The organism is Kitasatospora phosalacinea (genome assembly GCF_000716545.1).
Classification (GTDB): domain Bacteria; phylum Actinomycetota; class Actinomycetes; order Streptomycetales; family Streptomycetaceae; genus Kitasatospora; species Kitasatospora phosalacinea.
Genome location: NZ_JNWZ01000011.1, coordinates 19125 through 44502, shown reverse-complemented (window position 1 = coordinate 44502; position 25378 = coordinate 19125). Strand labels below are relative to the sequence as shown.

Genomic DNA, 25378 nt, shown 5'->3' with positions numbered 1-25378 from the left:
CCCGCGCCCGTCCCTCCGGAGGTCCGATGTACGTCCTGCACGCCCAGTGGCGGGCCGACGCGCGGCTCGGGGTGTGGGCGGAGGACGCCGGGGCGTTCACCGGGCGGGCGCGAGAGGGTGCGCGGCACCCGTACGCCTGCCCGGCGGGCGAGGTCGCGGGTCTGCTCGCGGCGGTCGGACCGGGGCCGGCCTGGCTGGCGGAGCGCGGGGACGAGCGCTGGCTGACGCTGCGGCTGCCGACGCTCGGCGCGCGGCCTACGCCCTCGCCGGACCTCCCGGTGGGCTCCACCGCCAGGGGCCTGGAACTGCGCCCGTGGCGGGTGCCCGCGCTGCTGTTCGACCTGCCGGAGGCCGCGCAGCTGCTCGGCGAGCTGTTCGACCCGTACTGGCCGGGCACCACCGTCGAACTGCCCGGCGGCCGGACGGCGGAACTCGCGTACGGGGCGTCGCTGCGCTGGCTGACCGGTGTGCACGACCTGGCCTGGCGGCTGGCCGGGCGCGGCCGGGTGCTGCCCGCGCTGGTGGCGGAGCCCGGCGGGTGGGCGGCCCGCTGGCGGCCCGCGCACGAACCGGACACCCGCCGGGAGGCCCTCGCACTGGCGGCCGGCTGCCCGCCGGTCGCCCGCGCCGAGGACGGCCACGAACCCGCCGGCAGCGTCCTGCTCGACACCGTGCTGGACGCGCTCACCGACCACGAGACCCGCGTCGCGCTGGCCGACGCCCCCCCGCCCGCTCCCGGCGCGCCGGCCTGGCTCGCCGCCCTGCGCGGCCCCGACGGCCGGCTGCCCGCCCCGCCCGACCCCGCGCAGGCCGCCCGGCTCGCCGCCGACTCGGCCGGCACCGCGCCGCTCGGCCTGGTCCGGCTCGCCTTCCGCCTCGCCGAACCGCTCGGCACCGCCGCCGACGACCCGGACGCCACCGTCGTGGACGAGAACTGGCGCCTGGACGTGCTGCTCGGCCCGGCCGACCGGCCCTCGCTGCTGCTGCCCGCCGCCGAACTCTGGTCCGGCGGGCCGGGGTTCGCCGCCCTCGCCCGGGCGGTCGACGACCCGGTCGAGGCGTACCTCGCCGAACTCGACCGCGCCGCCCGCCTGCTGCCCGACCTGCGGACCGCCCTGCACCGCACCCGCCCCACCGGGCTCGACCTCGACCGGGCCGGCGCGCTCGCCTTCCTGCGCGACGACGCCCCCGCGCTCGCCGCCGCCGGGCACCGCGTCCTGCTGCCCGCCTGGTGGCAGCGCCGCCCCCGGCTCGGCCTCGCCGCCACCGCGCACACCACCGCCCCCGGCTCCGTCCGGCGCGCCGCCCAGGCCGACCGGGACGCCGCACTGGACTTCCGCTGGCAACTCGCCGTCGGCGAACACCCGCTCACCCAGCAGGAGTTGGACGAACTCGCGGACGCCCAGGCGGGCCTGGTCCGGTTCCGCGGCCGGTGGATCGAGGTGGACGCCGGACAGCTCGCCGCCGCCCTGCGCTTCCTCGCCGCCCGCCGCGACGACCCGCGACTGGACGCCGCCGCCCTGCTCCGCCTCGCCGCCACCGACGGCACCGTCGTCGACGGCCTCCCGGTCACCGCCGTGCACGCCGAAGGCCCGCTCGGCGACCTGCTGGCCGGCCGCCTCGGCCGTCTCCCCGGCGCCCGCCGCGCCGCGCCCCCGCCCGGCTTCACCGGCGCCCTGCGCCCCTACCAGGAACGCGGCCTGGCCTGGCTGGACGCCCTCGGACGGCTCGGCCTCGGCGCCGTCCTCGCCGACGACATGGGCCTCGGCAAGACCGTCCAGACCCTCGCCCTGCTCGCCCTCGAACACGCCCGCGGCGCCCGCGGCCCCGTCCTGCTGGTCTGCCCCACCTCGCTCGTCGGCAACTGGCGCCGCGAAGCCGCCCGTTTCACCCCCCGGCTGCGCGTCCAGCTCCACCACGGCCCCGACCGCACCGCCCCCGACCCCACCGCCGACCTGGTGATCACCACCTACGGCATCCTCCAGCGCGACGCCGACCGACTGCGCGCCGTGCACTGGCGGCGCGTCGTCGCCGACGAGGCCCAGCACGCCAAGAACCGCGCCGCCCGCCAGTCCCGCGCCCTGCGCTCACTGCGCTCCGGCCCCCGGATCGCCCTCACCGGCACCCCCGTCGAGAACCGGCTCGCCGAGCTGCACACCGTCCTCGACTTCGCCAACCCCGGCCTGTTCGGCACCCCCGAGTCCTTCCGCGAGCACTACGCCGTCCCGATCGAGCAGTCCGGCAACCGGGACGTCGCCGCCGCGCTCCAGCGGCTCACCGCGCCGTTCCTGCTGCGCCGCCTCAAGAGCGACCCGGAGATCGGCCGGCAGCTCCCCGCCAAGCAGGAGTTCACCGTCCGCTGCAACCTCACCCCCGAGCAGGCCGGCCTCTACCAGGCCGTGGTCGCCGACCTGCTCGGTCGCCTCGGCGGCATCCGCGGCGTCGAACGCAAGGGCGCCGTGCTGGCCGCCCTCGGCCGGCTCAAGCAGGTCTGCAACCACCCCGCCCAACTCCTGCGCGACAGAAGCCCGTTGGGCGGCCGATCGGGCAAGGTCGAACGCCTGGTCGCCCTGCTCCGGGAGGCCCTGGCGGAGGGCGACCGGGCCCTCGTCTTCACCCAGTACGCGGAGTTCGGCGCGATGCTCCAGCCCCACCTGCGCCGCCGCCTCGGCACCCCCGTCCTCTTCCTGCACGGCGGCCTCGGCGCGGCGCGCCGCCAGGGGCTCGTCGACCGCTTCCAGTCCCCGGACGGGCCGGGGGTGTTCCTGCTCTCGCTGAAGGCCGGCGGTACCGGGCTCAACCTCACCGCCGCCAACCAGGTCGTCCACCTCGACCGCTGGTGGAACCCCGCCGCCGAGGACCAGGCCACCGACCGCGCCCACCGCATCGGCCAGCACCGCGACGTCCAGGTCCGCAAGCTGGTGTGCACCGGCACCATCGAGGAACGCATCGCCGAACTCATAGACAGCAAACGGGAGTTGGCCGATTCGGTGGTCGGCGCCGGCGAGAGCTGGCTGACCGGGCTCCCCACCGAACAGCTCCGCGAACTGCTCACCCTCTCCGCCGACGCGACCGGGATCTGACACCGTGGACCAGCCGATCGACCAGTGCCTCGACACCTTCTGGCAGGGCGAGTTCACCCTCCGCCCCGCACCCCCCGACCCGCCCGCCCCCGCCCTCCCCGAACTCGCTCCCGACCTGGCGGCCCTCCTCGCCCCGCTCTACCGGCACCTGACCGAATAGGGCTCCCGCGGAGGGCCCCGCTCTCACGCGCGGTCGAGGAATTCCCCCACCAGCGCGGCGAACCCGTCCGGGTCCTCCACCCACGGCCGGTGGCCCACTCCCGGCAGCACGGCGAGGCGGGAGTCCGGGTGGAGGGCCGCGACCAGCCGCGCGGGGGCGGTGCCGATCATCCCGTCCCGCTCACCGGCGACCACCAGCACCGGCGCCGCCACCGGCCGCCCCTCGCCGGAGCCCGCGTAGAACGCCTCCCGCATCCAGGGCGCGACCGGCGCCGACCCCGGGGCGAACGCCGCCGCGCGGGCCCGCTCGTCCCAACTGCCCCAGAAGAACGGCGTGATCCGCCGGACCAGCTCCGCCGGGTCGCCCGCACCGGCGGCCAGCAGGGCGTCGGCCTCGGCCGCGTCCGGGTACCAGGGCTCCGCCGCGCGCGCGGCCCGGACGGCGGCGAGCTCCGCCGGGTCGGGCTCCCTGGCCGCCCGTCCGACCGGGGTGACCAGCACCAGCGACCGCACCCGGTGCGGGAACCGAGCGGCGTAGCGTTGCGCGGTGAGCGCCCCCGCCGAGTGGCCGAGCAGGTCGACGCGCTCCGCCCCGAGGTGCTCCCGCAGGGCCTCCACGTCCGCGGCCTGGGCGGAGAACGCGCAGCTCGACCTGTCGGCGGGCGCCGCCGAGCGGCCGCAGCCCCGCGGGTCGAACCGGACCAGCCCCCGGCGGGCGTCCAGCCCGCCGAGGGTGCCGAGGTAGCGGGCGTCCATGCCCGGGCCGCCGGGGATCGCCACCAGGGGTGCGCCGTCGCCGAGTCGCTCGTAGTGGAGGGCGGTTCCGTCGTACCCGTGGAAGATCGTCATGGCCCCGGATGGTGGCACGCCCCGGCCCGGTGCGGCAGGTGATTCCACGGGGCGGTCAGAGCAGGCCGTGGCCGTCGAGCGCCGCGCGCAGCCCGTCCGCCCCGCGGTGGTGGTGGCCGTGCATGCCGAGCGCCGCCGCGGCCGCGACGTGCCCGGCGGTGTCGTCGACGAACAGGCAGCGTTCCACCGGCGTCCCGGCCCGTTCGGCGGCGGCGAGGTAGATCCGGGGGTCCGGCTTGGCCGCCCCGACCCGGGCGGAGTTGACCACCGCGTCGACCGCGGCGTCCAGTCCGAGCGCCGCCAGGTCGGACTCCAGCCGGTCGGTCCCGTTGGAGACCAGCACCACCGGCACGCTCCGGCGGGCCTCCGCGAGCAGCGCCAGCACCTCCCGGTCCACCCGGGACGGCTGCCGCCCCCAGGCCGCCACCGCCGCCCGCGCCCGCTCCACCGACCCGCACCCCGCCGCCAGGTCCCCGGCCACCAGGGCCCGCCACTCCCCGTCCCCGACCAGCCCGGTCACCACGGGCAGCAGCCGCTCCGGCCGGAACGCCGCCCCGGCGACCGTGCCGGGCGCGAACCCGTGCGCCAGGTCGACGTCCGCCAGGTCCGCCCAGATCCGCAGCACCCCGTCCAGGTCGCACAGCACCGCCCCGACCCGCCGCTCCGCCATCCCGCCAGCCCTCCCGGCCCGTCCGTCCCGCCGGTGAAGTCCCGCCCCGGCGGCGGCAGTTCGCCGTCCCCACCGTACTTCTCCGGATGGCGACCGCCCGACCGGCCGGGCACGATCACCCCCGTGCCCTTCCGCCCCCGGCACCCGCGCACGCTGCTCGCGTTCGCGGCCCTGCTCGACGCCTCGATCGGTCGGATCGCCGAACTGGCCGCCGAAGCGCGGGAGTTCGACCGCGCCGAGATCCACCGGCCGGCGGACGTGTGGGACGACAACACCCTCGCCCTGTTCGGCGCCGCCACCGCCGCCACCGCCACCCCCGACACCCCCGACCCCGCCCCCGGCCGCCTCGCCCTCGGCCCCCACCTCACCGCCACCGGCGCCCCGGACGAACCCCAGGGGCCCGGCGCGCGTCCGGGGGCGGGTGGCTCGCGGGCGCTAGCAGGCTGCTTGCAATTGCAAGCACGGCGGGGCAGACTGCCCGTATGGCGTCACTGAACGTGGGCTCGCTCGGCGAGTACATCCGGGAGCAGCGGCGGAGCGCGCAGTACTCGCTGCGGCAGCTGGCCGAGGTCGCCGGGGTGTCCAATCCGTACCTGAGCCAGATCGAGCGCGGGCTGCGCAAGCCCAGCGCGGAGATCCTCCAGCAGATCGCCAAGGCGCTGCGGATCTCGGCGGAGACGCTCTACGTGCAGGCCGGGATCCTGGAGGAGCGGGACGGGGAGGGGCCGGGGCTGCGGGCCGCGATCCTGGCCGATCCGCTGATCAACGAGCGGCAGAAGCAGGCCCTGCTGTCGGTGTACGAGGCTTTCCTGAAGGAGAACCAGGCGGCCCGCCCGGCCGGGCCCGCGTGACCCGCCGGCGCGAAGAACGAACCAGACCCGAAACGACCAGAGCAGCGTGACCGAGCCCCGCGCGACCCGACCGCGCGGCGGCTCCCGACCGGGAGGACCCGACATGCCGATCAGCGACGAGTTCAAGAAGACGCTCACCGACCCGACCCCGCTGTACGCCCTGGCCGGCGCCGGCGACCTCGCGTACGAGAAGCTCCGCGAGGTGCCCGCCCAGCTGGAGGCGCTGGCCGCCGACCGCAAGGGCACCCAGGAGAAGGCCGCCGCCGCCCTGCAGGACGCGGGCGCCGCGCTGGCCGACGCGCAGGCCAAGGTCACCGAGGCGGTCGCCGCGCTGCCCACCGACGTGAAGGAACTCCAGGCCAAGGCGCAGGAGTTCGCGATGCAGCAGGTCGGCCGGGCGCTGGAGTTCGCGGTGAAGGCCAAGGAGGTCTACGACGAGCTGGCCGTCCGCGGCCGCACCGTGGTCGACGCCGCCAACGCCGAGGCCGCGGCCTCGAAGGACGCCGAGCCGGCCGCCGGGGACGAGACCGGGGCCGAAGCGGTGGTCGAAGAGGTCGTGCTGGAAGAGGTCGTGGTGGACGAGGAGCCCGCCGCGTCGAAGCCGGCCGCCAAGAAGGCCCCCCGGGCCCGGAAGAGCAGCGCGCCGAAGGCGGAGTGAGCGGCGCGGGGACCGGCCGGAACGCCGCGCCGCCGTCGGCCGTTGACTGGGGCGACGGCCGTGCCAGGATGGAGGAAAGAGTGAGGAGCTCAAGGTGATCCTGAACGTCGCCCTCTTGAACCCGTTCTGGTGGATCGCCACCGCGATCATCTGCTTCAAGGTGTTCGCGCTGGGCGACGCCCTGTTCCGCCGGGAGGACGCGTACCGGGCGGCCGACAAGAAGACCAAGGGCTTCTGGGTGATCGTCCTGAGCCTCTCGCTGCTCTGGGACCTGCTGTTCGGCGCCAACCCGATCACCGGCCTGATGACGCTGGTCGGCCTGGTCGCCTCGATCGTCTACGTGGTGGACGTCCGCCCCGCGATCAAGCTGCTCACCGACGGCCGCGGCGGGCGCAGCAACCAGGGCCCGTACGGTCCCTGGTGACGTGACGACAGGAAGGGCGGCCCCCGCGCGGGGGGCCGCCCTTCCGGCGTTCGCGGCAGCGGGCCGGGGCCGCTCAGCCCATGATCACCGGGGACGGGTTGCGCTCCAGCAGCAGCACCGCGACGTCGTCGGTGAGCGCGCCGCCGTTCAGCTCCTCGACCTCGGCGATCGCGGAGTCGACCAGCCGCCCGCGCGTCAGCCCGGCGGCCTGGTGGTCGGCGATCAGCTCGATCAGGCCCTCCTGGCCCAGCCGGGGCGAGCCCGCCCCGACCTTGCCCTCGACCAGGCCGTCGGTGTACATCAGCAGCCGCCAGCCGGGGGAGAGTTCGACCCGCAGGGCGGGCCAGACCGAGTGCGTCGCGTCGCAGGGGAGCAGGCCGAGGGCCGGGCCGGCCTGGTCGAGCGGGAGCAGGACGGGCGGGCCCTCGGGGCCGAGCAGCAGCGGTGCGGGGTGCCCGGCCAGGTACAGCTCGGCGGACTCGGGGCCGCCGCCCTCGGCCGGGGCGTCCAGCACGACCATGCACAGGGTCGCGAAGATCTCGTCGCTGCGGCGCTCGTGCTCCAGCACGTGCTGCAGGGTGGTGAGCAGGTGCTGGCCGGTCAGCCCGGCGAACACCAGCGTCCGCCACGCTATCCGCAGCGCGACGCCGAGCGCGGCCTCGTCCGGGCCGTGGCCGCAGACGTCGCCGATCACCACGTGCACCCGGCCGTCCTTGGTGCGGACGGCGTCGTAGAAGTCGCCGCCGAGCAGGGCGCGGCGGCGGCCGGGGCGGTAGCGGCGGGTGAAGGACAGGCCGGCGCCGTCCAGCAGCGGGGTGGGCAGCAGGTGGCGCTGGAGCCGGGCGTTCTCCTGGCCGCGGATCTCGGCCTCGACCAGGCGGCGCTGCGACTCGTCGGCGCGCTTGCGCTCCACCGCGTAGCGCAGGGCGCGGGCCAGCAGCGGGCCGCCGGTGTCCTGCCGGAGCAGGAAGTCCTGGGCGCCGGCGGCGACCGCGGCGGCGCCGAGCTCGGCCCCGGCGGCGTCGGTGAGCACCACCACGGCGGTGTGCGGGGCGCGCAGCAGCAGCTCGCGCAGCCCGTCCAGCCCGTCGGACGGGTCACCGGACGGGTCGTCGGACAGGCCGCCGGACGGACCGCCGGGCTCGCCGGGCGTGCCGAGGTCGAGCAGGACGCACTGGAAGTCGGGGGCGCGCTGCCCGCGGCGGCCGCTGCCGGGCGTCGGCGGCAGTGCGGCGAGGGCCTCCGGGATGCCGTCCACCCGGTGCAGTTCGACGTCCTGCCCCAATTCGGCGGCCAGCGAGTCGAACAGGGCGTGCCCGGGGCCGTCGGCCTCGACCACCAGCACCCGGAAGCCCGCGGCGGGGCGGGTGGGCTCGGTGCCGCCGGGGGTGCTGCGGGGATGCGGTATCGGCGCCGGGCCGGCGCTCTGGCCGGGGCGCTGAGCGGCGTGGGCATGGCGGCCGCGGCTGCGTTCGGCGGTACCGGCGCTCATGGTCGCGTCGGGTGCCCGCCCGTCTCCCGTAGCGGGCATCGGTCGGTCCTTCCTTTCCCCGACGGACCAACGGCTGGTTTCCGTCCGCAGTGCCCGGGTGGCACCGGGCATCGGGGGGCTTCCCGCGACCATAACGTGATCTCCGAGGATTTCTTCGACTGGGCGGCGCCGATGTGGTTATTGCCACGCGCCTGGTGGCGGCTTTGCCTAGGGTTTGCGCAGGTTCCCGCCACTGGTGGACCGGAATCGACCGGAGGTGAGCAGCGGTGACGCAGATCACGCTGGTGCAGGGTGACATCACGGAACAGCGGGTGGACGTGGTGGTGAACGCCGCCAACAGTTCCCTGCTGGGCGGCGGCGGGGTGGACGGGGCGATCCACCGCGGGGGCGGACCGGAGATCCTGGCCGAGTGCCGCGAACTGCGCGCCTCGCACTACGGCGAGGGCCTGCCGACCGGCCGGGCCGTGGCGACCACGGCGGGGCGGCTGCCGGCCCGCTGGGTGGTCCACACCGTCGGCCCGGTGTACCGGGCGGAGGATCACCGGGAGCGCGCGGAGCTACTGGCTTCCTGTTATCGGGAGTCCCTTCGGGTCGCGGCCGGGCTGGGGGCGCGGACGGTGGCCTTCCCGGCGATCTCGGCCGGGATCTTCGGTTGGCCGCTGGAGGACGCGGCCCGGATCGCCCTGGAGGCCGTGGCCGCGGAGGCCCCGGACCTGGACGAGGTGCGGTTCGTGCTGTTCGGCGCCGACGCGTACGCGGCGTTCGAACGGGTGCGGAGCGAGATCGAGGGGCTGACGGGCTAGCGGGCTGACGGGTGCTCAGGAGGCCGCGCCGGCAACCACCCGAACGGCTCCATGGTGGCGTGACGGGGCGTCAACACGCCAGAGGAAATCGATAACTCGTTCGAGTGAACTGTCGAACGGGTGGTCGGGGGGCGGCCGAGGGGGCGGTCGAGCGGCGGGTCCCCGGGCCTCAGCGCGGCGCCAGCGCGGCCCAGTCCACCGTCAGTTCGCCCTGCCGCCGCCGGTTCGGCCCGTCCCGCAGCGGCCAGTCCGCCGCCAGCGACGCGCAGGCCGCCGCCCAGCGCTGCCGCGCCCCGAACGCCCCCAGCGGCGCGGCCGCCGCCCAGGCCCGGTCGAAGTCGCGCAGGAAGGAGTGCACCGGCCGCCCCGGCACGTTGTGGTGGATCAGCGCCTTCGGCAGCCGCTCCGCCAGGTCGGACGGCCGCTCCAGCCCCGCCAGCCGGGCCGCGAAGGTCACCGTCCGCGGCCCCTCCGGGCCGAGCGCCACCCAGACGTGCCGCCGGCCCACCTCGTCGCAGGTGCCCTCCACCAGCAGGCCGTCCGGCGCCAGCCGCCCGCACAGCCGGGCCCACACCTCGGCCACCTGGTCCTCGTCGTACTGCCGCAGCACGTTCGCCGCCCGGATCAGCTGGGCCCGCGCCCCGCCGTCCAGCGGCACCTCGAACCCGCCCCGGCGGAACTCCAGCAGCGGCGGCTCGGCCATCGGCAGCGCCGCCGCCACCCGGGCCGGGTCGATCTCGATCCCGACCACCCGGACGTCCGCCCGCACCGCCCGCAGCCGCGCCGACAGCTCCACCGCCGTCCACGGCGCCGCCCCGTAGCCCAGGTCCACCGCGACCGGCGGGGCCGCCGGGGCCCGCAGCGCCCGGCCCGCGGCGTGCGCGATCCACCGGTCCATCCGCCGCAGCCGGTTGGTGTTGGTGGTGCCCCGGGTGATCGTCCCCACCGGCCGGCCCGACCGGCCCCGGGACGACGGGGTGTCGCTCGCTGCCATGGTCACCAAGCGTACGCAGCGGTTCCCCCCGCACCGGCACCGCGTCCGCCGGCGGGAATACGCCGACGCGCCGCCCCGTTGCCCTGGCTGAAGTCCGTCCGCCCGCTGCCGCCGGCCGCGGGCGGCGGCACGAGAACAGCAGTCCAGACGGCCGGCGCACAGGGAGGCTCCGCAGGTGACCCAGCACCTCGTCCGCACGCCCCGCCGGGAGCCGCGGCGGGCCGCCCCCGCCGCCCCCGTGGCCCCCGCCGCGTTCGCCGGGCCCGCCCGCCGTCCGCGCCGGATCGCGATGCTGAGCGTCCACACCTCGCCGCTGCACCAGCCCGGCACGGGAGACGCCGGCGGCATGAACGTGTACATCGTGGAGCTGGCCAAGCGCCTCGCCGAGCTGGACATCGAGGTCGAGGTCTTCACCCGCGCGGTCAGCTCGGACGACGCCCCCGCCGTCGAGCTCGCCCCCGGCGTCCTCGTCCGGCACGTCACCGCCGGCCCGTACGAGGGCCTCTTCAAGGAGGACCTGCCGGCCCAGCTGTGCGCCTTCACGCACGGCGTGCTGCGCACCGAGGCCGGCCACCGCCCCGGCTACTACGACCTGGTGCACTCGCACTACTGGCTGTCCGGCCAGGTCGGCTGGCTGGCCGCCGAGCGCTGGGGCGTCCCGCTGGTGCACACCATGCACACCATGGCCAAGGTCAAGAACGCCGCCCTCGCCGAGGGCGATACCCCCGAGCCCGCCGCCCGGGTGATCGGCGAGACCCAGGTGGTCGGCGCGGCCGACCGGCTGATCGCCAACACCGCGGAAGAGGCCGCCGAGCTGGCCCACCACTACGCCGCCCGCCCCGACCAGCTCGCCGTCGTCCACCCCGGCGTCAACCTGGACGTGTTCCGCCCCGGCGACCGCGCCGCCGCCCGCGCCCGGCTCGGCCTCCCGCAGGGCGCCGCGGTGCTGCTGTTCGCCGGCCGAATACAGCCGCTCAAGGCGCCGGACGTGCTGCTCAAGGCGGTCGCCCGGCTGCTCGACCGGCACCCCGGCCTGCGCGAACGCCTGGTGGTCCCGGTCGTCGGCGGCCCCTCCGGCACCGGCCTGGCCCGCCCCGAGAGCCTGCACAAGCTCGCCGCCCAGCTCGGCATCGGCGACGTGGTCCGCTTCCACCCCCCGGTCGACCAGCGCAGCCTCGCGGACTGGTACCGGGCCGCCACCGCCCTGGTGATGCCCTCCCACAGCGAGTCCTTCGGCCTGGTCGCCCTGGAGGCCCAGGCCTGCGGCACCCCGGTGGTCGCCGCCGCCGTCGGCGGCCTCCCGGTCGCCGTCCAGGACGGCCGCACCGGCACCCTCGTCCCCGGCCACGACCCCGACGCCTGGGCCCGCGCCCTCCACCCCTACGTCACCGACCCCTCCCTCACCCCCGTCCGCGGCGCCGCCGCCGCCCGCCACGCCGCCGCCTTCGGCTGGCTCACCGCCGCCGGAGCCACCGCCGAGGTCTACACGGGGGCGATGTCCACCGCCCGGGCCTGAAACCCTCCGGCCCGCGAAGGGGAGCGCGCCGGGAGCGCGGGGGGCCGTCGGCGGACGGGCGCGCACCGCTCTCCCGGGCCCTGGGCACGCGGGCCCGCCGACCGGGAGGCTAGCGTGGGGTCCATGGCTGCCAAGGACGACGCACTGACCCTCCTGCGCGCCGCGCTCGACCAGGCGGGTGTCGCCTGGGAGCCGGCCGCCGCCGACCCGTACACGGTGGTCGCCGCGCTCCCCGGGACGCGCAAGCTCTCCACCGCCTGCGCGCTGCGGGTCGGCGACCACACGCTCTCGGTGAACGCGTTCGTGATCCGGCGGCCGGACGAGAACCACGAGGCGTTCCACCGCTGGCTGCTGGAGCGCAACACCCGGATGTTCGGGGTGGCGTACGCGGTCGACCGGCTCGGCGACGTCTACCTGGTGGGCCGGCTGCCGCTGGAGGCGCTGACGCCCGACGCGGTGGACCGGCTGCTGGGCAGCGTGCTGGAGAACGCCGACGAGCCGTTCGACACCCTGCTGGAGCTGGGGTTCGCCACCGCGATCCGCCGCGAGTGGGAGTGGCGCACCAAGCGCGGCGAGTCCACCCGCAACCTGGCGGCCTTCGCGCACCTGGCGAACGACAAGACCCCTCCCGCCGGGGCCTGAGCCCGGTATCCTCCCCGCCGGGGAGGGAACCATGGACACCGAACACGCCGGATCCGCCGAATCCGCCGCCGCCCAGAGGAAGTTGGCCTGGCTGGAGGCCGAGCTCGAGGCCGAGCTGAAGGAGCGCCGGCGCCGCCGCGACTGGGACCGGCGCCGGGCGCTGACCCTCCAGCTGGCCACCGTCAGCCTGTCCGCGCTGGTCACCGTGCTGCTGGGCCTGAAGGTCGGCGAGCCGCTGGCCGACCGGCTGGCGGACGTGGCGCTGGTCTCCGGCGCGCTGGTCACCGTACTGGCCGCGTGGGCGGCGTTCTTCGGCTACCGCACGCTGTGGATCCAGCGCTCCGACACCGTGCACCGGCTCAACTCGCTGCGCCGCCGCCTCGGCCTGCTGAAGGCCGAGCACGGCGGGGCGGTGCCGGAGCCGTCCCGGCTGGCGCCGCTGATCGACGAGTACCAGGCGGTCCTGGAGGACGACCACGACTCCTGGGTCCGGCTGCGGCAGAGCGAGGTCGGCGGCGCGACCTCCTGACCGGCCGACCGGGCCGACCGGGCGCGGAGCTCAGGCCGCCGCCTCGACCGGCGCCGCGACGGCCGTCCCGCCGACCACCGGCGGGCGGGGCCGGCGGCGGCCGATCGCGACGAAGGCGACCGCGGCCAGGGTGCCCGCCGCCGCGCAGCCGCCCCACAGCGCCCAACCGCCCGCGTACTGCAGGAGCAGGCCGCCGCCGAGCGGGCCGATGAACGAGGCCAGCGACCAGGAGAGCGAGTAGACGCCCTGGTAGCGGCCGCGGGCCCGGGCCGGGGAGTGTTCGGCGACCAGGGCCATCATGGTCGGGGAGGTGACGATCTCGCCGACCGTCCAGACCGCCACCGCCAGCGCGTACAGGGCGGCGGAGGAGCCGGCCGGCGCGGTGAGGCCGAAGCCCCAGCCGGTGAGCAGCGCGCCGGCCACCAGCAGGGCGGTGCGGTCGCGGTTCTCCATCAGCCGGGTCAGCGGCAGCTGGAGGAGCACGATCAGCGCCCCGTTCAGGCTGATCACCAGGCCGAACCCGGCGGCCGAGAGGCCGTGCTGCCCCATGTCCACCGGCAGGGTGGTGGAGCCCTGCTGGACGACCAGCGCCAGCAGCAGGTTCACCCCGACCACGGCCATGAACGGGCCGTCCCGGAAGACCGCGCCCAGCCCGACCCCCGGTTCCTCCGCGGCGACCGGAGCGGCCTCCGGCCGCGTCTCGGGGACCTTCACGAACACCACCACCGCGCACAGCAGCGTGGTCAGCGCGTCCAGCAGGAACAGCGTCAGGTAGCCGTGCACGGCGATCAGTCCGGCCACCGCGGCGGACGCGCCGAAGCCGATGTTGATCGCCCAGTAGTTCAGCGCGTACGCCCGGACCCGGTCGGCGGCGGGCACCAGGTCGGCGATCATCGCACTCACCGCCGGACGGGACGCGTTGCTCGCCAGGCCCACCAGGAAGGCCACCGCGGCGATCGCCACCGGCCCGTCGGTGAACCCGAGGACCGCCGTGGACAGCGCCGTGGCCAGCTGCGCCGCCAGCAGGGTCGGCCGCCGCCCCAGCCGGTCGGTGAGCACCCCGGCGCCGATCGCGGCCACCGCCGAGCCGAGTCCGAACAGCGAGGCCACCAGGCCCGCGTACGACGCCGAGTAGCCGCGCTCGTGGGTGAGGTACATGGACAGGAAGGTCACCACGAAGCCGCCGAGGCGGTTCACCAGGGTGGACGTCCACAGCCACCAGAACCGGCGCGGGAGCCCGCCGCCCGCTCTGCGTGCTTCGGCGGCCAGGCGGGGGAGGAGGGGCATGGGTGGCTCCCGGGCGGTACGGCCCGGAGCGGCCGCGGGCAGGGTGGGGCGGCCGCCCGCGGACGGGTGGAACGGTAAGAGTCGAAACCGATGAGCGAACGTTACAACTCGCATGGACACCCGAGCGACCGGATTTGCCCCTCCACTAGGCTTGGCCCCATGGCTGACACGACCTATCGCTTGATCCTGCTCCGCCACGGCGAGAGCCAGTGGAACCAGAAGAACCTGTTCACCGGTTGGGTCGACGTCGACCTCAACGAGAAGGGCGAGAAGGAGGCCGCCCGCGGCGGCGAGCTCCTGCTCGCCGAGGGCCTGCTGCCGGACGTGCTGCACACCTCGCTGCTGCGCCGCGCCATCCGCACCTCGCAGATCGCCCTCGACAAGGCCGACCGCCACTGGATCCCGGTCCGCCGCAGCTGGCGCCTGAACGAGCGCCACTACGGCGCCCTCCAGGGCAAGGACAAGGCCCAGACCCTCGCCGAGTTCGGCGAGGAGCAGTTCCAGCTCTGGCGCCGCTCCTACGACACCCCGCCGCCGGCCCTCGCCGACGACGCCGAGTACTCCCAGGCCGGCGACGCCCGCTACGCCGAGATCCCGTCCGAGCTGCGCCCGAACACCGAGTGCCTCAAGGACGTCGTCGAGCGGATGCTCCCCTACTGGTACGACGCCATCGTGCCGGACCTCGCGGCGGGCAGCACCGTCCTGGTCACCGCCCACGGCAACAGCCTGCGCGCCCTGGTCAAGCACCTCGACGGCATCTCCGACGAGGCCATCGCCGGCCTCAACATCCCCACCGGCATCCCGCTCGTCTACGAGCTCGACGCCGACTTCAAGCCGGTCACCCCCGGTGGCCGCTACCTCGACCCGGAGGCCGCCGCGGCCGCCATCGAGGCCGTGAAGAACCAGGGCAAGAAGTAACACCCACTCGCCCTCGCCCACACCTCTCAGCCCCCTGCCCGGCGCAACGACGCCCCGGCCCAGGGGGCTGTTCCGTGTTCCGACGCGGTGCCAACCCGCGGGTGGCGAAGAGTGGTTCACGGGTGAGAATGGTTCAGACCATTGACGGGGCGCGGCGGGTTCTCCTAGCGTGGGAGCACTGTCGGCGCGGGCATGACAATCTTGGTCGCCCCCCACGCGGCCCCTTCCGCGTGCCCGCGGTCGTGTACTCCATCCACCCCCACGGAGGAGCACCATGCGCAAGCGCAACATCCTGGCGGTCGGCGTCGCCGCCGCCGCGGCGGTCCTGGCCACCGCCGTCCCGGCCAGTTCGCACGGCTACATCACCACGCCGCCCAGCCGCGCCGGACTGTGCGGGGCGGGCGTGGTCAAGAACTGCGGGCAGATCCAGTGGGAGCCGCAGAGCGTCGAGGGCCCCAAGGGCTTCCCGAACTCGGGCCCGGCCGACGGCACGCTGTGCGCGGGCGGCGACTCGCGCTGGGCGCCGCTGGACAACCCGCGCAGCGGGGCGTGGCCGACCACCAAGGTGACCGCCGGGCAGCAGCTGACGCTGACCTGGAGCATCGAGGCGCGGCACGCCACCACGTCGTTCCGGTACTTCCTCACCAAGCCGGGCTACGACGCCACCACCAAGATCACCAGGTCGAACCTGAACCTGACCCCGTTCCTGACCGTGCCGATGGGCGGCAAGCAGCCCCCGGCCACGCTCAGCCACACCGGGACGCTGCCCTCCGGGCTGACCGGCCACCAGGTGATCCTGGCGGTCTGGGACATCGCGGACACCGGCAACGCGTTCTACCAGTGCATGGACGTCAACTTCTCCTGACGCCCCCGGAGCAGGCGGACGGCCAGGCACCCTTCCAGAGGGGGCGCCCGGCCGTCCTGCCGTACGCGCGCGGGGTTCAGTGGCCGCCGCAGCAGCCGCCGCTCGCACCGCCGCACTGGCAGGGCGAGCCGGACTGGCAGCCGCAGCCGCAGCCCGGGCCGCAGCCGCAGCCCGCGGCGAGGACCGGCAGGAGCCGGGCCGCGACCGGGGCGGTCGGGGCGGGCGGGGGAGTGTTCGGGGTGCCGGTCGTCTTCATGGCGCTGCCTCCTCGTCCGGGCGGAGCCGGGCGGCCCGGGGGGAACGCCCGTCCCTTCGAGTGAAACCCGTCGGTCGACGACGCGTCAACGGGCGCGCGGGGGCTGGCGGACCGGCCCCCGTGCGCCCCCTCGCCGGGCCGCGCGGGAACGGCTACTGGGCCGGCTCCGCGGTGGCCACGAAGTCGTCCACGTGCTCGCCGGTGACCAGGTACACCACGCGCTTGGCGACCGAGACCGCGTGGTCGGCGAAGCGCTCGTAGTAGCGGCCGACCAGGGTGACGTCCACCGCGGTCTCGATGCCGTGGTGCCAGCGGTCGTCCAGCAGGTGCGAGAACAGCTCGCGGTGCAGGGCGTCGATGGCGTCGTCGTCGGCCTCCAGCTCCAGCGCCTTGTCGACGTCCTTGGTGGCGATCACCAGGCCGGCCTTGGCGACCAGCCGCTGGGCGAGCTGCCCCATCTCCAGCAGGATCGGGTGCAGGTCGTTCGGGACGGCGGTCTCGGGGTAGCGCAGCCGCGCCACCTTGGCGACGTGCCGGGCCAGGTCGCCGCAGCGCTCCAGGTCGGCGCTCATCCGCAGCGAGGTGACCACGATCCGCAGGTCGGTGGCGACCGGCTGCTGGCGGGCCAGCAGGTCGATGGCCCGGTTCTCCAGGGCGTGGTGCAGGCCGTTGATCTTCTCGTCGGCGGCGATCACGCTCTCCGCCAGTTCGAGGTCCGCGTCCAGCAGGGCGGTGGTGGCCCGACCCACGGCCGAGCCGACCAGGCGGGCCATCTCGACCAGGCTGTCGCTGATCGAGTCGAGTTCCTCGTGGTACGCGTCGCGCATGCGCTCTTCTCCTCCAGTACCGGTGTCGGTGGCGGTGCCGACCGGACGCCCCGACCGGCCCGCCGGAGGGCGGGAGGCACGGGCGGCCGCTGCTGGTGGCGCGAATGGTAGCCGCGTCACCGCCCGCACGGGCTTGCCCGGCCCAGACTGATCCGTTCGGGCGACCTCCCACGGCCGCTGCGGTGAACCGGCGGGAGCCTGAAGGTGAATTCTCGGCAACGCCAGGCCGATGCCTTGATCGCACCCTTACGGAGTGCGCCCGGGCACCATTTACGCTGACTGGCATGGACGTGAACGTGGCCGCCGCCGCTGCCTGCGCCATAGCCGGGCTCGGTGTCGGCCTCACCGCCTCCATCGCCTTCCGCTGGAGCGAACGCGAGCAGGCGCGGGACCGGAACGGCGGCAGGACCGGCAGGACCGGCAGGAACGGCGCAACGACGGAGCCGGAGCAGGAGCCGGCCCTGCCCCCGGGCGTGGACACCGTGCTCTCGGTGCTCCGCTCCTGCGCGATCGTGCTCGACGAGGGCGACGAGGTGGTCAAGGCCTCCTCCGCCGCCTACGCGATGGGCCTGGTCCGCGGCGGCAAGGTGGCCGTGGACCCGATGCTGTCGCTGGCCCGCTCCACCCGGAGGGACGGCGAGATCCGGCAGATCGAGCTGGAGCTGACCCGCCCCGGCGCCTCGGCCCGCACCGCCGAGCCGCTGGCGGTCTCGGTCCGGGTCGCCCCGCTGGGCTCCCGGCTGGTGCTGGTGCTGGTCGAGGACCGCACCGAGCGCCGCCGGATCGAGGCGATCCGCCGCGACTTCGTGGCGAACGTCTCGCACGAGCTGAAGACCCCGGTCGGCGCGCTCTCGCTGCTGTCCGAGGCCGTCGCGGACGCCTCCGACGACCCGGAGGCGGTGCAGCGCTTCGCCGGCCGGATGCAGGTGGAGGCCACCCGGCTGGCCAGCCTGGTGCAGGAGATCATCGACCTGTCCCGGGTCCAGGACGACCAGCTCAAGGTCGACCCGGAGCCGGTCTCGGTGGACGAGCTGATCGCCGAGGCGGTCGACCGCTGCCGGCAGACCGCCGCGGCCAAGCAGATCGTCATCGCGGCGGGCGGCACCACCGGCCTGTACCTGGTCGGCAACCGCGGCCAGCTGGCCGCCGCACTCGGCAACCTGGTGGAGAACGCGGTCAACTACAGCCCGCCGCGCACCAGGGTCGCCATCGCCACCCGCCGGATCTCCAGCGCCGCGGCGCTGGGCGAGGCGGACGGCGAGCTGATCGAGATCTCGGTGACCGACCAGGGCATCGGCATCTCGGAGAAGGACCGCGAGCGGATCTTCGAACGCTTCTACCGGGTGGACCCCGCCCGCTCCCGCCTCACCGGTGGCACCGGCCTCGGCCTGTCCATCGTCAAGCACGTCGCCGCCTCGCACCGCGGCACCGTGTCGGTGTGGAGCGTCGAGGGCCAGGGCTCCACCTTCACTCTGCGGCTCCCCGCCGGGCAGGCCCCGGCCGAGGACCGCGAAAACCACGCAGCAACCACACTTCCTGCCCCGGAGGCCCGATCGTGACCCGAGTACTGGTGGTCGAGGACGAGGAGTCGTTCAGCGACGCCCTGTCGTACATGCTCCGCAAGGAGGGCTTCGAGGTGGCGGTCGCCGCCACCGGGCCCGACGCGCTGGAGCAGTTCGAGCGCAACGGAGCCGACCTCGTCCTGCTCGACCTGATGCTGCCCGGCCTGCCCGGCACCGAGGTCTGCCGCCAGCTGCGGGTCCGCTCCAACGTCCCGGTGATCATGGTCACCGCCAAGGACAGCGAGATCGACAAGGTGGTCGGCCTGGAGATAGGAGCCGACGACTACGTCACCAAGCCGTACTCCACCCGCGAGCTGGTCGCCCGGATCCGCGCGGTGCTCCGCCGCCGCGGCGAGGACGGCGGCGGCGACGGCGCGACCACCCCGGGCGCGCTGGAGGCCGGACCGGTCCGGATGGACGTCGACCGGCACGTGGTGACGGTGGACGGCGCCAAGGTCGACCTGCCGCTCAAGGAGTTCGACCTGCTGGAGATGCTGCTGCGCAACGCGGGCCGGGTGCTGACCCGGATGCAGCTGATCGACCGGGTCTGGGGCGCGGACTACGTCGGCGACACCAAGACCCTGGACGTCCACGTCAAGCGCCTGCGGGCGAAGATCGAGCCGGACCCGGGCGCCCCGCGCTACCTGGTCACCGTCCGCGGCCTGGGCTACAAGTTCGAGCCGTAGGCCGACCCGCCGGAGCGCCTCGGCGCTCCGGACCGCGGCACCAAGGGAAGGGCCCCGCCTCGGCGGGGCCCTTCCCTTGGTGCCGCTGGTGCCGTCCGCCGCCTACTGGGCGGAGGCGGAGCCGGACGGGCTGGCCGATCCGCCGGCCGAGCCGCTGGCGGTGGCGCCGGCCGAGGCCGAGGAGGAGGCCGAACCGCTGGCGGTGGCGCCGGCCGACGGCGAGCCGCTCGCGCCGGGGGAGGCCGAGCCGGAGGCGCCGGCGCTCGGCGAGGCCGCGGCGGACGGGGAGGCCTTCTGCGGGCCGAAGCCCTCGTACAGGCCGTCGGCGGGCTGCACGTTGGCCTGGGCGGAGACCTCGCCGGCGTTCTTGAAGGTGAAGGTGGTCTTGGCGTAGCCGCCGACCGACAGGGTCGAGGTCGCGATCGAGGCGGTCGGGCCGCCCTCGGCGCCGAGCAGCACGGACTGGCCGGGCTCGAGCGTGATGCCCGGGACGGTGGCGCCGCTCTCGTCGGTCAGCTTCGCGGCGGCGTCGCCGATCTTCACCGAGGTCAGGACCTCGTCCTCGGTGCCGGTGTTGGCGACGTTGACCGTGAGGTTCGCCGCCCCCGAGTACGAGCCGGCGGTGCCCTTCGGGGTGACCACGACGATGTTGTTGAGCTTGACGTCGGTACCGATCGCCGTCGCCGCGTTGTCCGGCTTGATCTGCAGCGTGCTCGCGTCGTTGCCCGCGGCGCAGGCGGCCAGCGGGACGATCGCGGCGAGGACGATGGCGGCGACAGCGCCGCGTCGAAGGCTCCGGCTCACGGCGGCGACTTCTCCTTGATGGGGGGATGATCCAGCGGAAAACGGATCAGGGTCGGTGGTCGAGGGTCAGACTACCGACCACACATATCCGGCTCTCACGGGGTGGCCCCGTGTCGCGGTCGGATCACGATCCGGGGCGCGCGGCGCGCCGGGGGCAAAAACTCAAGATCCAATCATGGTTTCCGAGCGGTGACCAGAGGTTTCGTCGCGCGGTCAGACCGCCTCCGACCTGCGGGAAGCCCGCTTCGAACACCGGTCGCAGCATGCGACGGGGGTGGTTGTCAAGCCCTGGAACCCGCCCTGACCTGCGAAAACGCCCTTCGAGTCAGCCGAAAAGCGTGTTATTCTGGAAAGCCACGGAAGGGGTCCTGTCACATGACGTTCAAGGTTGGCGACACGGTGGTCTACCCCCATCACGGGGCTGCGCTGATCGAGGCCATCGAAACTCGCCAGATCAAAGGTGTGGACAAGACCTACCTGGTGCTGAAGGTGCAGCAGGGAGATCTGACGCTTCGCGTTCCCGCGGAGAACGCCGAGTTCGTCGGCGTCCGCGACGTGGTGGGCCAGGAAGGTCTGGACCGCGTCTTCGAGGTGCTGCGGGCGCCGTACACCGAAGAGCCCACCAACTGGTCTCGCCGCTACAAGGCGAACCTCGAGAAGCTCGCATCCGGTGACGTGATCAAGGTCGCGGAGGTCGTCCGCGACCTGTGGCGCCGCGAGCGCGAGCGCGGCCTGTCCGCCGGCGAGAAGCGGATGCTGGCGAAGGCCCGGCAGATCCTGGTGAGCGAGCTGGCGCTCGCCGAGAACACCAACGAGGACAAGGCCGAGACGCTGCTCGACGAGGTCCTCGCCTCCTGATCTCCCGGCGCCCCCCGATCTCCCGGCCCCGCAGCGGGCCGAGTCGGGTCTGACGCCGAGTCAGGTTTGACGCAGCGCCCGGTGGTGCCCAACGGCACCTCGGGCGCTTCGCCATGCCCGGAAGGGGTCGGTGGCATGGCGCAGCGGCGGGCGCGGTTCCACTAACGTGCAGTCAGGAAGGGGGCCTGCCCGCTCGCGTCATCCGCGCTCGGCACGGGCCATACCCATCACTACCGAGGAGCCAAACCTGAACGCCTCAGCACAGCTCGCGGCAGCGGTCGTCCCGGCCGCCGGGCGCGGCGAGCGACTCGGCCCCGGCGCCCCCAAGGCGCTGCGCGAACTCGGCGGCGTGCCGCTGCTGGTGCACGCCGTGCGGGCGCTGGCCCGCAGCCGGGCGGTCGGCCTGGTGGTGGTGTGCGCCCCGCCGGACGGCGTGGCCGAGGTGGTCTCGCTGCTGGACAGCCACGGCCTGGACGGCAAGGACGTCCGGGTGGTGCCGGGCGGCGCGAGCCGGCAGGAGTCGGTGCGCCTCGGCCTGGCCGCCGTCCCCGACGGCACCCGGGTGGTGCTGGTGCACGACGCGGCCCGCCCGCTGGTGCCGGTCGAGGTGGTGGACGCGGTGGCCGCCGCCGTCCGCGCCGGAGCGGAGGCGGTGGTGCCCGCGGTGCCGCTGGCCGACACCGTCAAGCGCGTCGAGCCGCAGCCGTCCGGCCCGGAGCCGGTGCTGGACACGCCCGACCGCTCCACCCTGCGCGCGGTGCAGACCCCGCAGGGCTTCGACCTGCCCGTGCTGGCCGCCGCGCACGAGCGGGCGCTCGCCGAGGGCGCCGAGGTGACCGACGACGCCGGGCTGATCGAGCGCTTCGGCGGCCGGGTGGTCGTGGTGCCCGGCCACGAGGAGGCGTTCAAGGTCACCCGCCCGCTGGACCTCGTGCTCGCCGAGGCCGTGCTCGCCCGCCGGAGGGCCACCGATGGCTACTGACCGCCCGATCGTCCCCCGCGTCGGCATCGGCACCGACGTGCACGCCTTCGAGGAGGGCCGCCCGCTGCGGGTGGCCGGCCTGGACTGGCCCGGCGAGACCGGCCTGGCCGGCCACTCGGACGCCGACGTGGCCGCGCACGCCGCCTGCGACGCGCTGTTCTCCGCGGCCGGCATCGGCGACCTGGGCGCGCACTTCGGCACCTCCCGCCCCGAGTGGGCGGCCGCGGCCGGGGTGGCGCTGCTCGCCGAGGCCGCCCGGCTGGTGCGCGCGGCCGGGTTCGAGATCGGCAACGTCTCCGTCCAGGTGATCGGCGTCCGCCCGAAGGTCGGCAAGCGCCGGGCCGAGGCCCAGGCCGCGCTGTCGGAAGCGGTCGGCGCCCCGGTCTCGGTCTCCGGCACCACCACCGACGGCCTCGGCCTGACCGGCCGGGCGGAGGGACTCGCCGCGATCGCCACGGCGCTGGTCTACGAACGGCCCACCGCCTAGCCTGAGTTCTGACAAAACGTCAAGAACCGGTCACAGGAGGAGAGATGGGCGTCGAGCTCAGCGACAAGGTCAAGGAACTGCTGGACGCGAAGAGCTACGCCGTGGTGTCCACGGTGCAGCCCGACGGCAGCCCGCAGTCGTCCGTGGTCTGGGTGAAGCGGGACGGGGAGGACATCCTGTTCTCCACCGTGCAGGGCCGCCGCAAGCACCTCAACCTGGTGCGCGACCCGCGGATCAGCCTGCTGGTCAACCCGGCGGACAACCCCTACACCTACTTCGAGGCCCGCGGCGAGGTCGCCATGACCACCGAGGGCGGCCGGGAGCTGATCGACGAGCTGTCGCACAAGTACCGGGGCGAGGACTACGGCTTCGACGGCCCGGACGACGTCCGGGTGGTGGTCCGGCTGAGCCCGCGCAAGGTGGTCGGCAACAACCTCTGAGCGCGGGCCCCGGAAAAGGGTTCGGACGAGGGCACGCCAAAGCGCCGGAAGGTGGCGGGGCACCCCCCGCCGCCCACTACCCTGGACGCTGTGAGCCTTCGCCTGTACGACACCATGACCCGCCAGGTACGCGACTTCGTCCCGCTGGTGCCGGGCTGTGTCTCGATCTACCTGTGCGGTGCCACGGTCCAGGCACCGCCGCACATCGGGCACATCCGCTCCGGCCTCAACTTCGACGTGATGCAGCGCTGGTTCCGCCACCGCGGCTACGACGTCACGTTCGTCCGCAACGTCACCGACATCGACGACAAGGTGATCGCCAAGGGGCGCGAGCAGTCCACCGACTGGTGGAAGATCGCGTACGCCAACGAGCGCGCCTTCAACGAGGGTTACACCGTCCTCGGGTGCCTGCCGCCGAGCGTCGAGCCGCGCGCCACCGGGCACGTGCCGGAGATGATCGAGATGATGCGCGGCCTGATCGAGCGCGGCCACGCGTACGCCGCCGACGGGAACGTGTACTTCGCGGTCACCACCTTCCCGGAGTACCTGGCGCTCTCCAACCAGGAGCTGGAGAACCTGCGGCAGCCCTCCGGCGACAACGAGACCGGCAAGCGCGACCCGCGCGACTTCGCGATGTGGAAGGCCGCCAAGCCCGGCGAGCCGAGCTGGGAGACGCCCTGGGGCCGCGGCCGCCCGGGCTGGCACCTGGAGTGCTCGGCGATGGCGCACAAGTACCTCGGCGCGGCCTTCGACATCCACGGCGGCGGGCTCGACCTGATCTTCCCGCACCACGAGAACGAGATCGCCCAGTCCCGGGCGTTCGGCGACGAGTTCGCCAACTTCTGGGTGCACAACGCCTGGGTGACGCTGGCCGGCGAGAAGATGTCCAAGTCGCTGGGCAACTCGGTGCTGGTCTCCGAGATGGTCAAGCGCTGGCGCCCGATCGTGCTGCGCTACTACCTGGCCGGCCCGCACTACCGCTCGATGATCGAGTACAGCGAGGAGTCGCTGCGCGAGGCCGAGACCGGGTTCAGCCGGATCGAGGGCTTCATCGAGCGGGCCGTGGAGCGCTGCGGCCCGGTCGACGCGGCGCCCGAGGTGCCGCCGGCCTTCGCCGAGGCGATGGACGACGACCTGGGCGTCCCGCAGGCGCTCGCCGTGGTGCATACCGCCGTCCGGCAGGGCAACAGCGCGCTCGGCGCGGACGACAAGGAGTCGACCGCGGCCCGGCTGGCCGAGGTCCGGGCGATGCTCGGCGTGCTCGGCCTCGACCCGCTGGACGAGCAGTGGGCCGAGGGCGGCGGCCAGGGCGAGGAGCTGACCGGCGTGGTCGACGCGCTGGTCAGGCTGGTCCTCGACCAGCGCCAGGCCGCCCGCGCCCGCAAGGACTTCGCCACCGCCGACGCGATCCGCGACCGGCTCGGCGACGCCGGGCTGGCGATCGAGGACACCCCGTCCGGCCCCCGCTGGACGATCAACCAGTAACAGCCAGTAGCCCTCCGGGGCGCGCAGGGGCCGTACCTTTGTATGGGTGCGGCCCCGACGCACGAAGCAGACGCAGAGACAGGAAGTACAGCCATGGCCGGCAACAGCCAGCGCAGGAACCGACGCAACGCCGGATCGAAGAAGGGCGCGAGTGTCGGTACCGGCGGCCACAGCCGGAAGGCGCTCCAGGGCAAGGGCCCGACCCCGCCCGGCGAGGCCCGCAAGGGGCACCCCAAGCAGCGCGCCGCCAACGCCGCGCTCAAGCGCGAGCGCGACGCGAAGTCCCGCGCGGGCATGCGCCGCTCCGGCGCGGCCAACCGCAGCGGCCGCGGCGGCGCGGGCGCGGCCGAGCTGGTGGTGGGCCGCAACTCGGTGGTCGAGGCGCTGCAGGGCGGCGTCCCGGCGACCGCGCTGTACGTGCAGCAGTTCATCGACACCGACGACCGCGTCCGGGACGCCTTCCAGGCCGCCAACGAGCGCGGCATCCCGCTGATGGAGGCCCCGCGCCCGCAGCTGGACCAGATGACCGGCGGCCTCAACCACCAGGGCCTGGTGCTGCAGGTCCCGCCGTACGAGTACGCGCACCCCGAGGACCTGCTGGAGGGCGCCGCAGACTCCGGGCAGGACGCGCTGATCGTCGCGCTGGACGGCGTCACCGACTCCCGCAACCTCGGCGCCGTGGTCCGCTCGGCCGCCGCGTTCGGCGCGCACGGCGTGGTGATCCCGGAGCGCCGGGCGGCCGGCATGACCGCGGGCGCCTGGAAGACCTCCTCCGGCGCGGCGGCGCGCCTGCCCGTGGCGCGCGCCACCAACCTGACCCGCGCGCTGGAGGCGTACCAGAAGGCCGGCCTGATGGTGGTCGGCCTGGCCGCCGACGGCGAGGCCGAGATCGGCGACCTGGACGCGCTGACCGGCCCCGTGGTGATCGTGGCCGGCTCCGAGGGCAAGGGCCTGTCCCGGCTGGTGTCGGAGACCTGCGACCTGCTGGTGCGGATCCCGATGCCCGGACAGACCGAGTCGCTGAACGCCGGCGTGGCCGCCGGCGTCGTGCTGTACGAGGCCGCCCGGCTGCGCGCCAAGCGCTGACCGCGAGCCACCGCGTCGTTTTCGTGGGGGAACCGGTCGGGTCCGGTCGGGCCCGGTCGGTTTTCCCATGATCACTTCAAATCCTCTCCCGGAATCCACCCGGGAGAGTGTCCTCGGGGCCCGTCACCCGGTTAGAGGGGTGTGGACACCAGAACACCTCTGCGC

At 74.8% G+C, this 25378-nt stretch carries 28 protein-coding genes; 20 read left to right on the top strand and 8 right to left on the bottom strand.

Translation table 11 applies throughout. From position 1 onward, the window contains the following. The first annotated feature begins 26 nt into the window (after positions 1-26). Both OO48_RS07480 and OO48_RS38110 read left to right on the top strand, forming a co-directional pair. Positions 27-3083, top strand: coding sequence for a DEAD/DEAH box helicase (locus OO48_RS07480; protein ID WP_033213584.1), 3057 nt, complete (start codon positions 27-29; stop codon positions 3081-3083). Between the two features lie 4 nt (positions 3084-3087). After that, positions 3088-3243 carry a hypothetical protein gene (locus OO48_RS38110; protein WP_157845394.1) on the top strand — a complete coding sequence of 52 codons (156 nt, stop codon included), beginning with the start codon at positions 3088-3090 and terminating at the stop codon, positions 3241-3243. A 23-nt stretch (positions 3244-3266) separates the two neighbouring features. Here OO48_RS38110 and OO48_RS07475 read toward each other — a convergent pair whose 3' ends face one another. Together OO48_RS07475 and OO48_RS07470 are read right to left on the bottom strand one after the other, a co-directional pair. Next, on the bottom strand, positions 3267-4091 hold the full coding sequence (locus tag OO48_RS07475) for an alpha/beta fold hydrolase (protein WP_033213583.1): 825 nt from the start codon (positions 4089-4091) through the stop codon (positions 3267-3269). 55 nt (positions 4092-4146) lie between these two features. Further along, positions 4147-4761, bottom strand: coding sequence for an HAD family hydrolase (locus OO48_RS07470; RefSeq protein WP_033213582.1), 615 nt, complete (start codon positions 4759-4761; stop codon positions 4147-4149). 123 nt (positions 4762-4884) lie between these two features. Here OO48_RS07470 and OO48_RS07465 point away from each other — a divergent pair, with 123 nt between their 5' ends. From OO48_RS07465 to OO48_RS07450, 4 genes are all read left to right on the top strand, one after another. Further along, positions 4885-5256 carry a hypothetical protein gene (locus tag OO48_RS07465; RefSeq protein ID WP_033213581.1) on the top strand — a complete coding sequence of 124 codons (372 nt, stop codon included), beginning with the start codon at positions 4885-4887 and terminating at the stop codon, positions 5254-5256. Continuing rightward, a complete protein-coding gene (locus OO48_RS07460) occupies positions 5244-5612 on the top strand; it encodes a helix-turn-helix domain-containing protein (RefSeq protein WP_033213580.1) in 369 nt (122 codons plus the stop codon). Before OO48_RS07465 ends, OO48_RS07460 begins: the two co-directional genes overlap by 13 nt. A gap of 103 nt (positions 5613-5715) precedes the next feature. Next, on the top strand, positions 5716-6270 hold the full coding sequence (locus OO48_RS07455) for a hypothetical protein (protein ID WP_033213579.1): 555 nt from the start codon (positions 5716-5718) through the stop codon (positions 6268-6270). A gap of 97 nt (positions 6271-6367) precedes the next feature. Next, the gene (locus OO48_RS07450) at positions 6368-6694 is read left to right on the top strand and encodes a DUF2516 family protein (protein ID WP_033213636.1); all 327 of its coding nucleotides are present in this window, start codon (positions 6368-6370) and stop codon (positions 6692-6694) included. Between the two features lie 73 nt (positions 6695-6767). Here the strand turns inward: OO48_RS07450 and OO48_RS07445 are convergent, their stop codons facing one another. Continuing rightward, positions 6768-8225, bottom strand: a complete 1458-nt coding sequence (locus OO48_RS07445; protein WP_033213578.1) for a PP2C family protein-serine/threonine phosphatase — start codon at positions 8223-8225, stop codon at positions 6768-6770. Between the two features lie 227 nt (positions 8226-8452). On the opposite strand from OO48_RS07445, the gene OO48_RS07440 reads away from it, so the two are divergent. Then, positions 8453-8989: an O-acetyl-ADP-ribose deacetylase gene (locus OO48_RS07440; protein WP_033213577.1), complete on the top strand. Its 537-nt coding sequence runs from the start codon at positions 8453-8455 to the stop codon at positions 8987-8989. Positions 8990-9158: 169 nt separating this feature from the next. Here OO48_RS07440 and OO48_RS07435 read toward each other — a convergent pair whose 3' ends face one another. Then, positions 9159-9983, bottom strand: coding sequence for a class I SAM-dependent methyltransferase (locus tag OO48_RS07435; RefSeq protein ID WP_033213576.1), 825 nt, complete (start codon positions 9981-9983; stop codon positions 9159-9161). 175 nt (positions 9984-10158) lie between these two features. On the opposite strand from OO48_RS07435, the gene mshA reads away from it, so the two are divergent. The 3 genes from mshA (at position 10159) to OO48_RS34925 (ending at position 12670) form a co-directional block, all read left to right on the top strand. Beyond that, positions 10159-11499: a D-inositol-3-phosphate glycosyltransferase gene (gene mshA / locus OO48_RS07430; protein ID WP_033213575.1), complete on the top strand. Its 1341-nt coding sequence runs from the start codon at positions 10159-10161 to the stop codon at positions 11497-11499. A 123-nt stretch (positions 11500-11622) separates the two neighbouring features. Beyond that, the gene (locus tag OO48_RS07425) at positions 11623-12141 is read left to right on the top strand and encodes a type III secretion system chaperone family protein (protein WP_051731847.1); all 519 of its coding nucleotides are present in this window, start codon (positions 11623-11625) and stop codon (positions 12139-12141) included. Positions 12142-12172: 31 nt separating this feature from the next. Then, the gene (locus tag OO48_RS34925; protein ID WP_051731846.1) at positions 12173-12670 is read left to right on the top strand and encodes an SLATT domain-containing protein; all 498 of its coding nucleotides are present in this window, start codon (positions 12173-12175) and stop codon (positions 12668-12670) included. 30 nt (positions 12671-12700) lie between these two features. On the opposite strand, the gene OO48_RS34325 is transcribed toward OO48_RS34925, so the two are convergent. Next, positions 12701-13957 (bottom strand): MDR family MFS transporter, encoded by a 1257-nt coding sequence (locus OO48_RS34325; protein ID WP_051731845.1) that lies wholly within the window; start codon positions 13955-13957, stop codon positions 12701-12703. 159 nt (positions 13958-14116) lie between these two features. On the opposite strand from OO48_RS34325, the gene OO48_RS07410 reads away from it, so the two are divergent. Beyond that, positions 14117-14875 (top strand): phosphoglyceromutase, encoded by a 759-nt coding sequence (locus OO48_RS07410; RefSeq protein WP_030908130.1) that lies wholly within the window; start codon positions 14117-14119, stop codon positions 14873-14875. A gap of 274 nt (positions 14876-15149) precedes the next feature. Beyond that, the gene (locus OO48_RS07405) at positions 15150-15740 is read left to right on the top strand and encodes a lytic polysaccharide monooxygenase auxiliary activity family 9 protein (protein WP_033213574.1); all 591 of its coding nucleotides are present in this window, start codon (positions 15150-15152) and stop codon (positions 15738-15740) included. Positions 15741-15816: 76 nt separating this feature from the next. Here the strand turns inward: OO48_RS07405 and OO48_RS07400 are convergent, their stop codons facing one another. Both OO48_RS07400 and phoU read right to left on the bottom strand, forming a co-directional pair. Beyond that, the gene (locus tag OO48_RS07400) at positions 15817-15996 is read right to left on the bottom strand and encodes a hypothetical protein (protein WP_033213573.1); all 180 of its coding nucleotides are present in this window, start codon (positions 15994-15996) and stop codon (positions 15817-15819) included. A 152-nt stretch (positions 15997-16148) separates the two neighbouring features. After that, the gene (gene phoU / locus OO48_RS07395; protein ID WP_033213572.1) at positions 16149-16823 is read right to left on the bottom strand and encodes a phosphate signaling complex protein PhoU; all 675 of its coding nucleotides are present in this window, start codon (positions 16821-16823) and stop codon (positions 16149-16151) included. A 284-nt stretch (positions 16824-17107) separates the two neighbouring features. Here phoU and phoR point away from each other — a divergent pair, with 284 nt between their 5' ends. Beyond that, positions 17108-18382 (top strand): two-component system sensor histidine kinase PhoR, encoded by a 1275-nt coding sequence (phoR, locus tag OO48_RS07390; protein WP_033213571.1) that lies wholly within the window; start codon positions 17108-17110, stop codon positions 18380-18382. Further along, complete coding sequence (gene phoP, locus OO48_RS07385) at positions 18379-19071, top strand: two-component system response regulator PhoP (protein WP_033213570.1); 693 nt, start codon at positions 18379-18381, stop codon at positions 19069-19071. Before phoR ends, phoP begins: the two co-directional genes overlap by 4 nt. Positions 19072-19173: 102 nt before the next feature. On the opposite strand, the gene OO48_RS07380 is transcribed toward phoP, so the two are convergent. Beyond that, positions 19174-19875 carry a hypothetical protein gene (locus OO48_RS07380; protein WP_033213569.1) on the bottom strand — a complete coding sequence of 234 codons (702 nt, stop codon included), beginning with the start codon at positions 19873-19875 and terminating at the stop codon, positions 19174-19176. A 375-nt stretch (positions 19876-20250) separates the two neighbouring features. Between OO48_RS07380 and OO48_RS07375 the strand changes: the two genes are divergently transcribed. The 6 genes from OO48_RS07375 (at position 20251) to rlmB (ending at position 25213) form a co-directional block, all read left to right on the top strand. Then, positions 20251-20733: a CarD family transcriptional regulator gene (locus OO48_RS07375; RefSeq protein ID WP_014136563.1), complete on the top strand. Its 483-nt coding sequence runs from the start codon at positions 20251-20253 to the stop codon at positions 20731-20733. Positions 20734-20959: 226 nt separating this feature from the next. After that, positions 20960-21715, top strand: a complete 756-nt coding sequence (gene ispD, locus OO48_RS07370; protein WP_051731863.1) for a 2-C-methyl-D-erythritol 4-phosphate cytidylyltransferase — start codon at positions 20960-20962, stop codon at positions 21713-21715. Beyond that, entirely contained in the window at positions 21705-22202 is a 498-nt protein-coding gene (ispF, locus tag OO48_RS07365; RefSeq protein ID WP_033213568.1) for a 2-C-methyl-D-erythritol 2,4-cyclodiphosphate synthase, read from the top strand. The genes ispD and ispF overlap by 11 nt, the downstream gene beginning before the upstream one ends. Positions 22203-22246: 44 nt before the next feature. Beyond that, positions 22247-22642: a PPOX class F420-dependent oxidoreductase gene (locus tag OO48_RS07360; RefSeq protein ID WP_033213567.1), complete on the top strand. Its 396-nt coding sequence runs from the start codon at positions 22247-22249 to the stop codon at positions 22640-22642. Positions 22643-22732: 90 nt separating this feature from the next. Continuing rightward, the gene (gene cysS, locus OO48_RS07355; RefSeq protein ID WP_033213566.1) at positions 22733-24127 is read left to right on the top strand and encodes a cysteine--tRNA ligase; all 1395 of its coding nucleotides are present in this window, start codon (positions 22733-22735) and stop codon (positions 24125-24127) included. A 93-nt stretch (positions 24128-24220) separates the two neighbouring features. After that, a complete protein-coding gene (gene rlmB / locus OO48_RS07350; protein ID WP_033213565.1) occupies positions 24221-25213 on the top strand; it encodes a 23S rRNA (guanosine(2251)-2'-O)-methyltransferase RlmB in 993 nt (330 codons plus the stop codon). Positions 25214-25378: the final 165 nt, after the last annotated feature.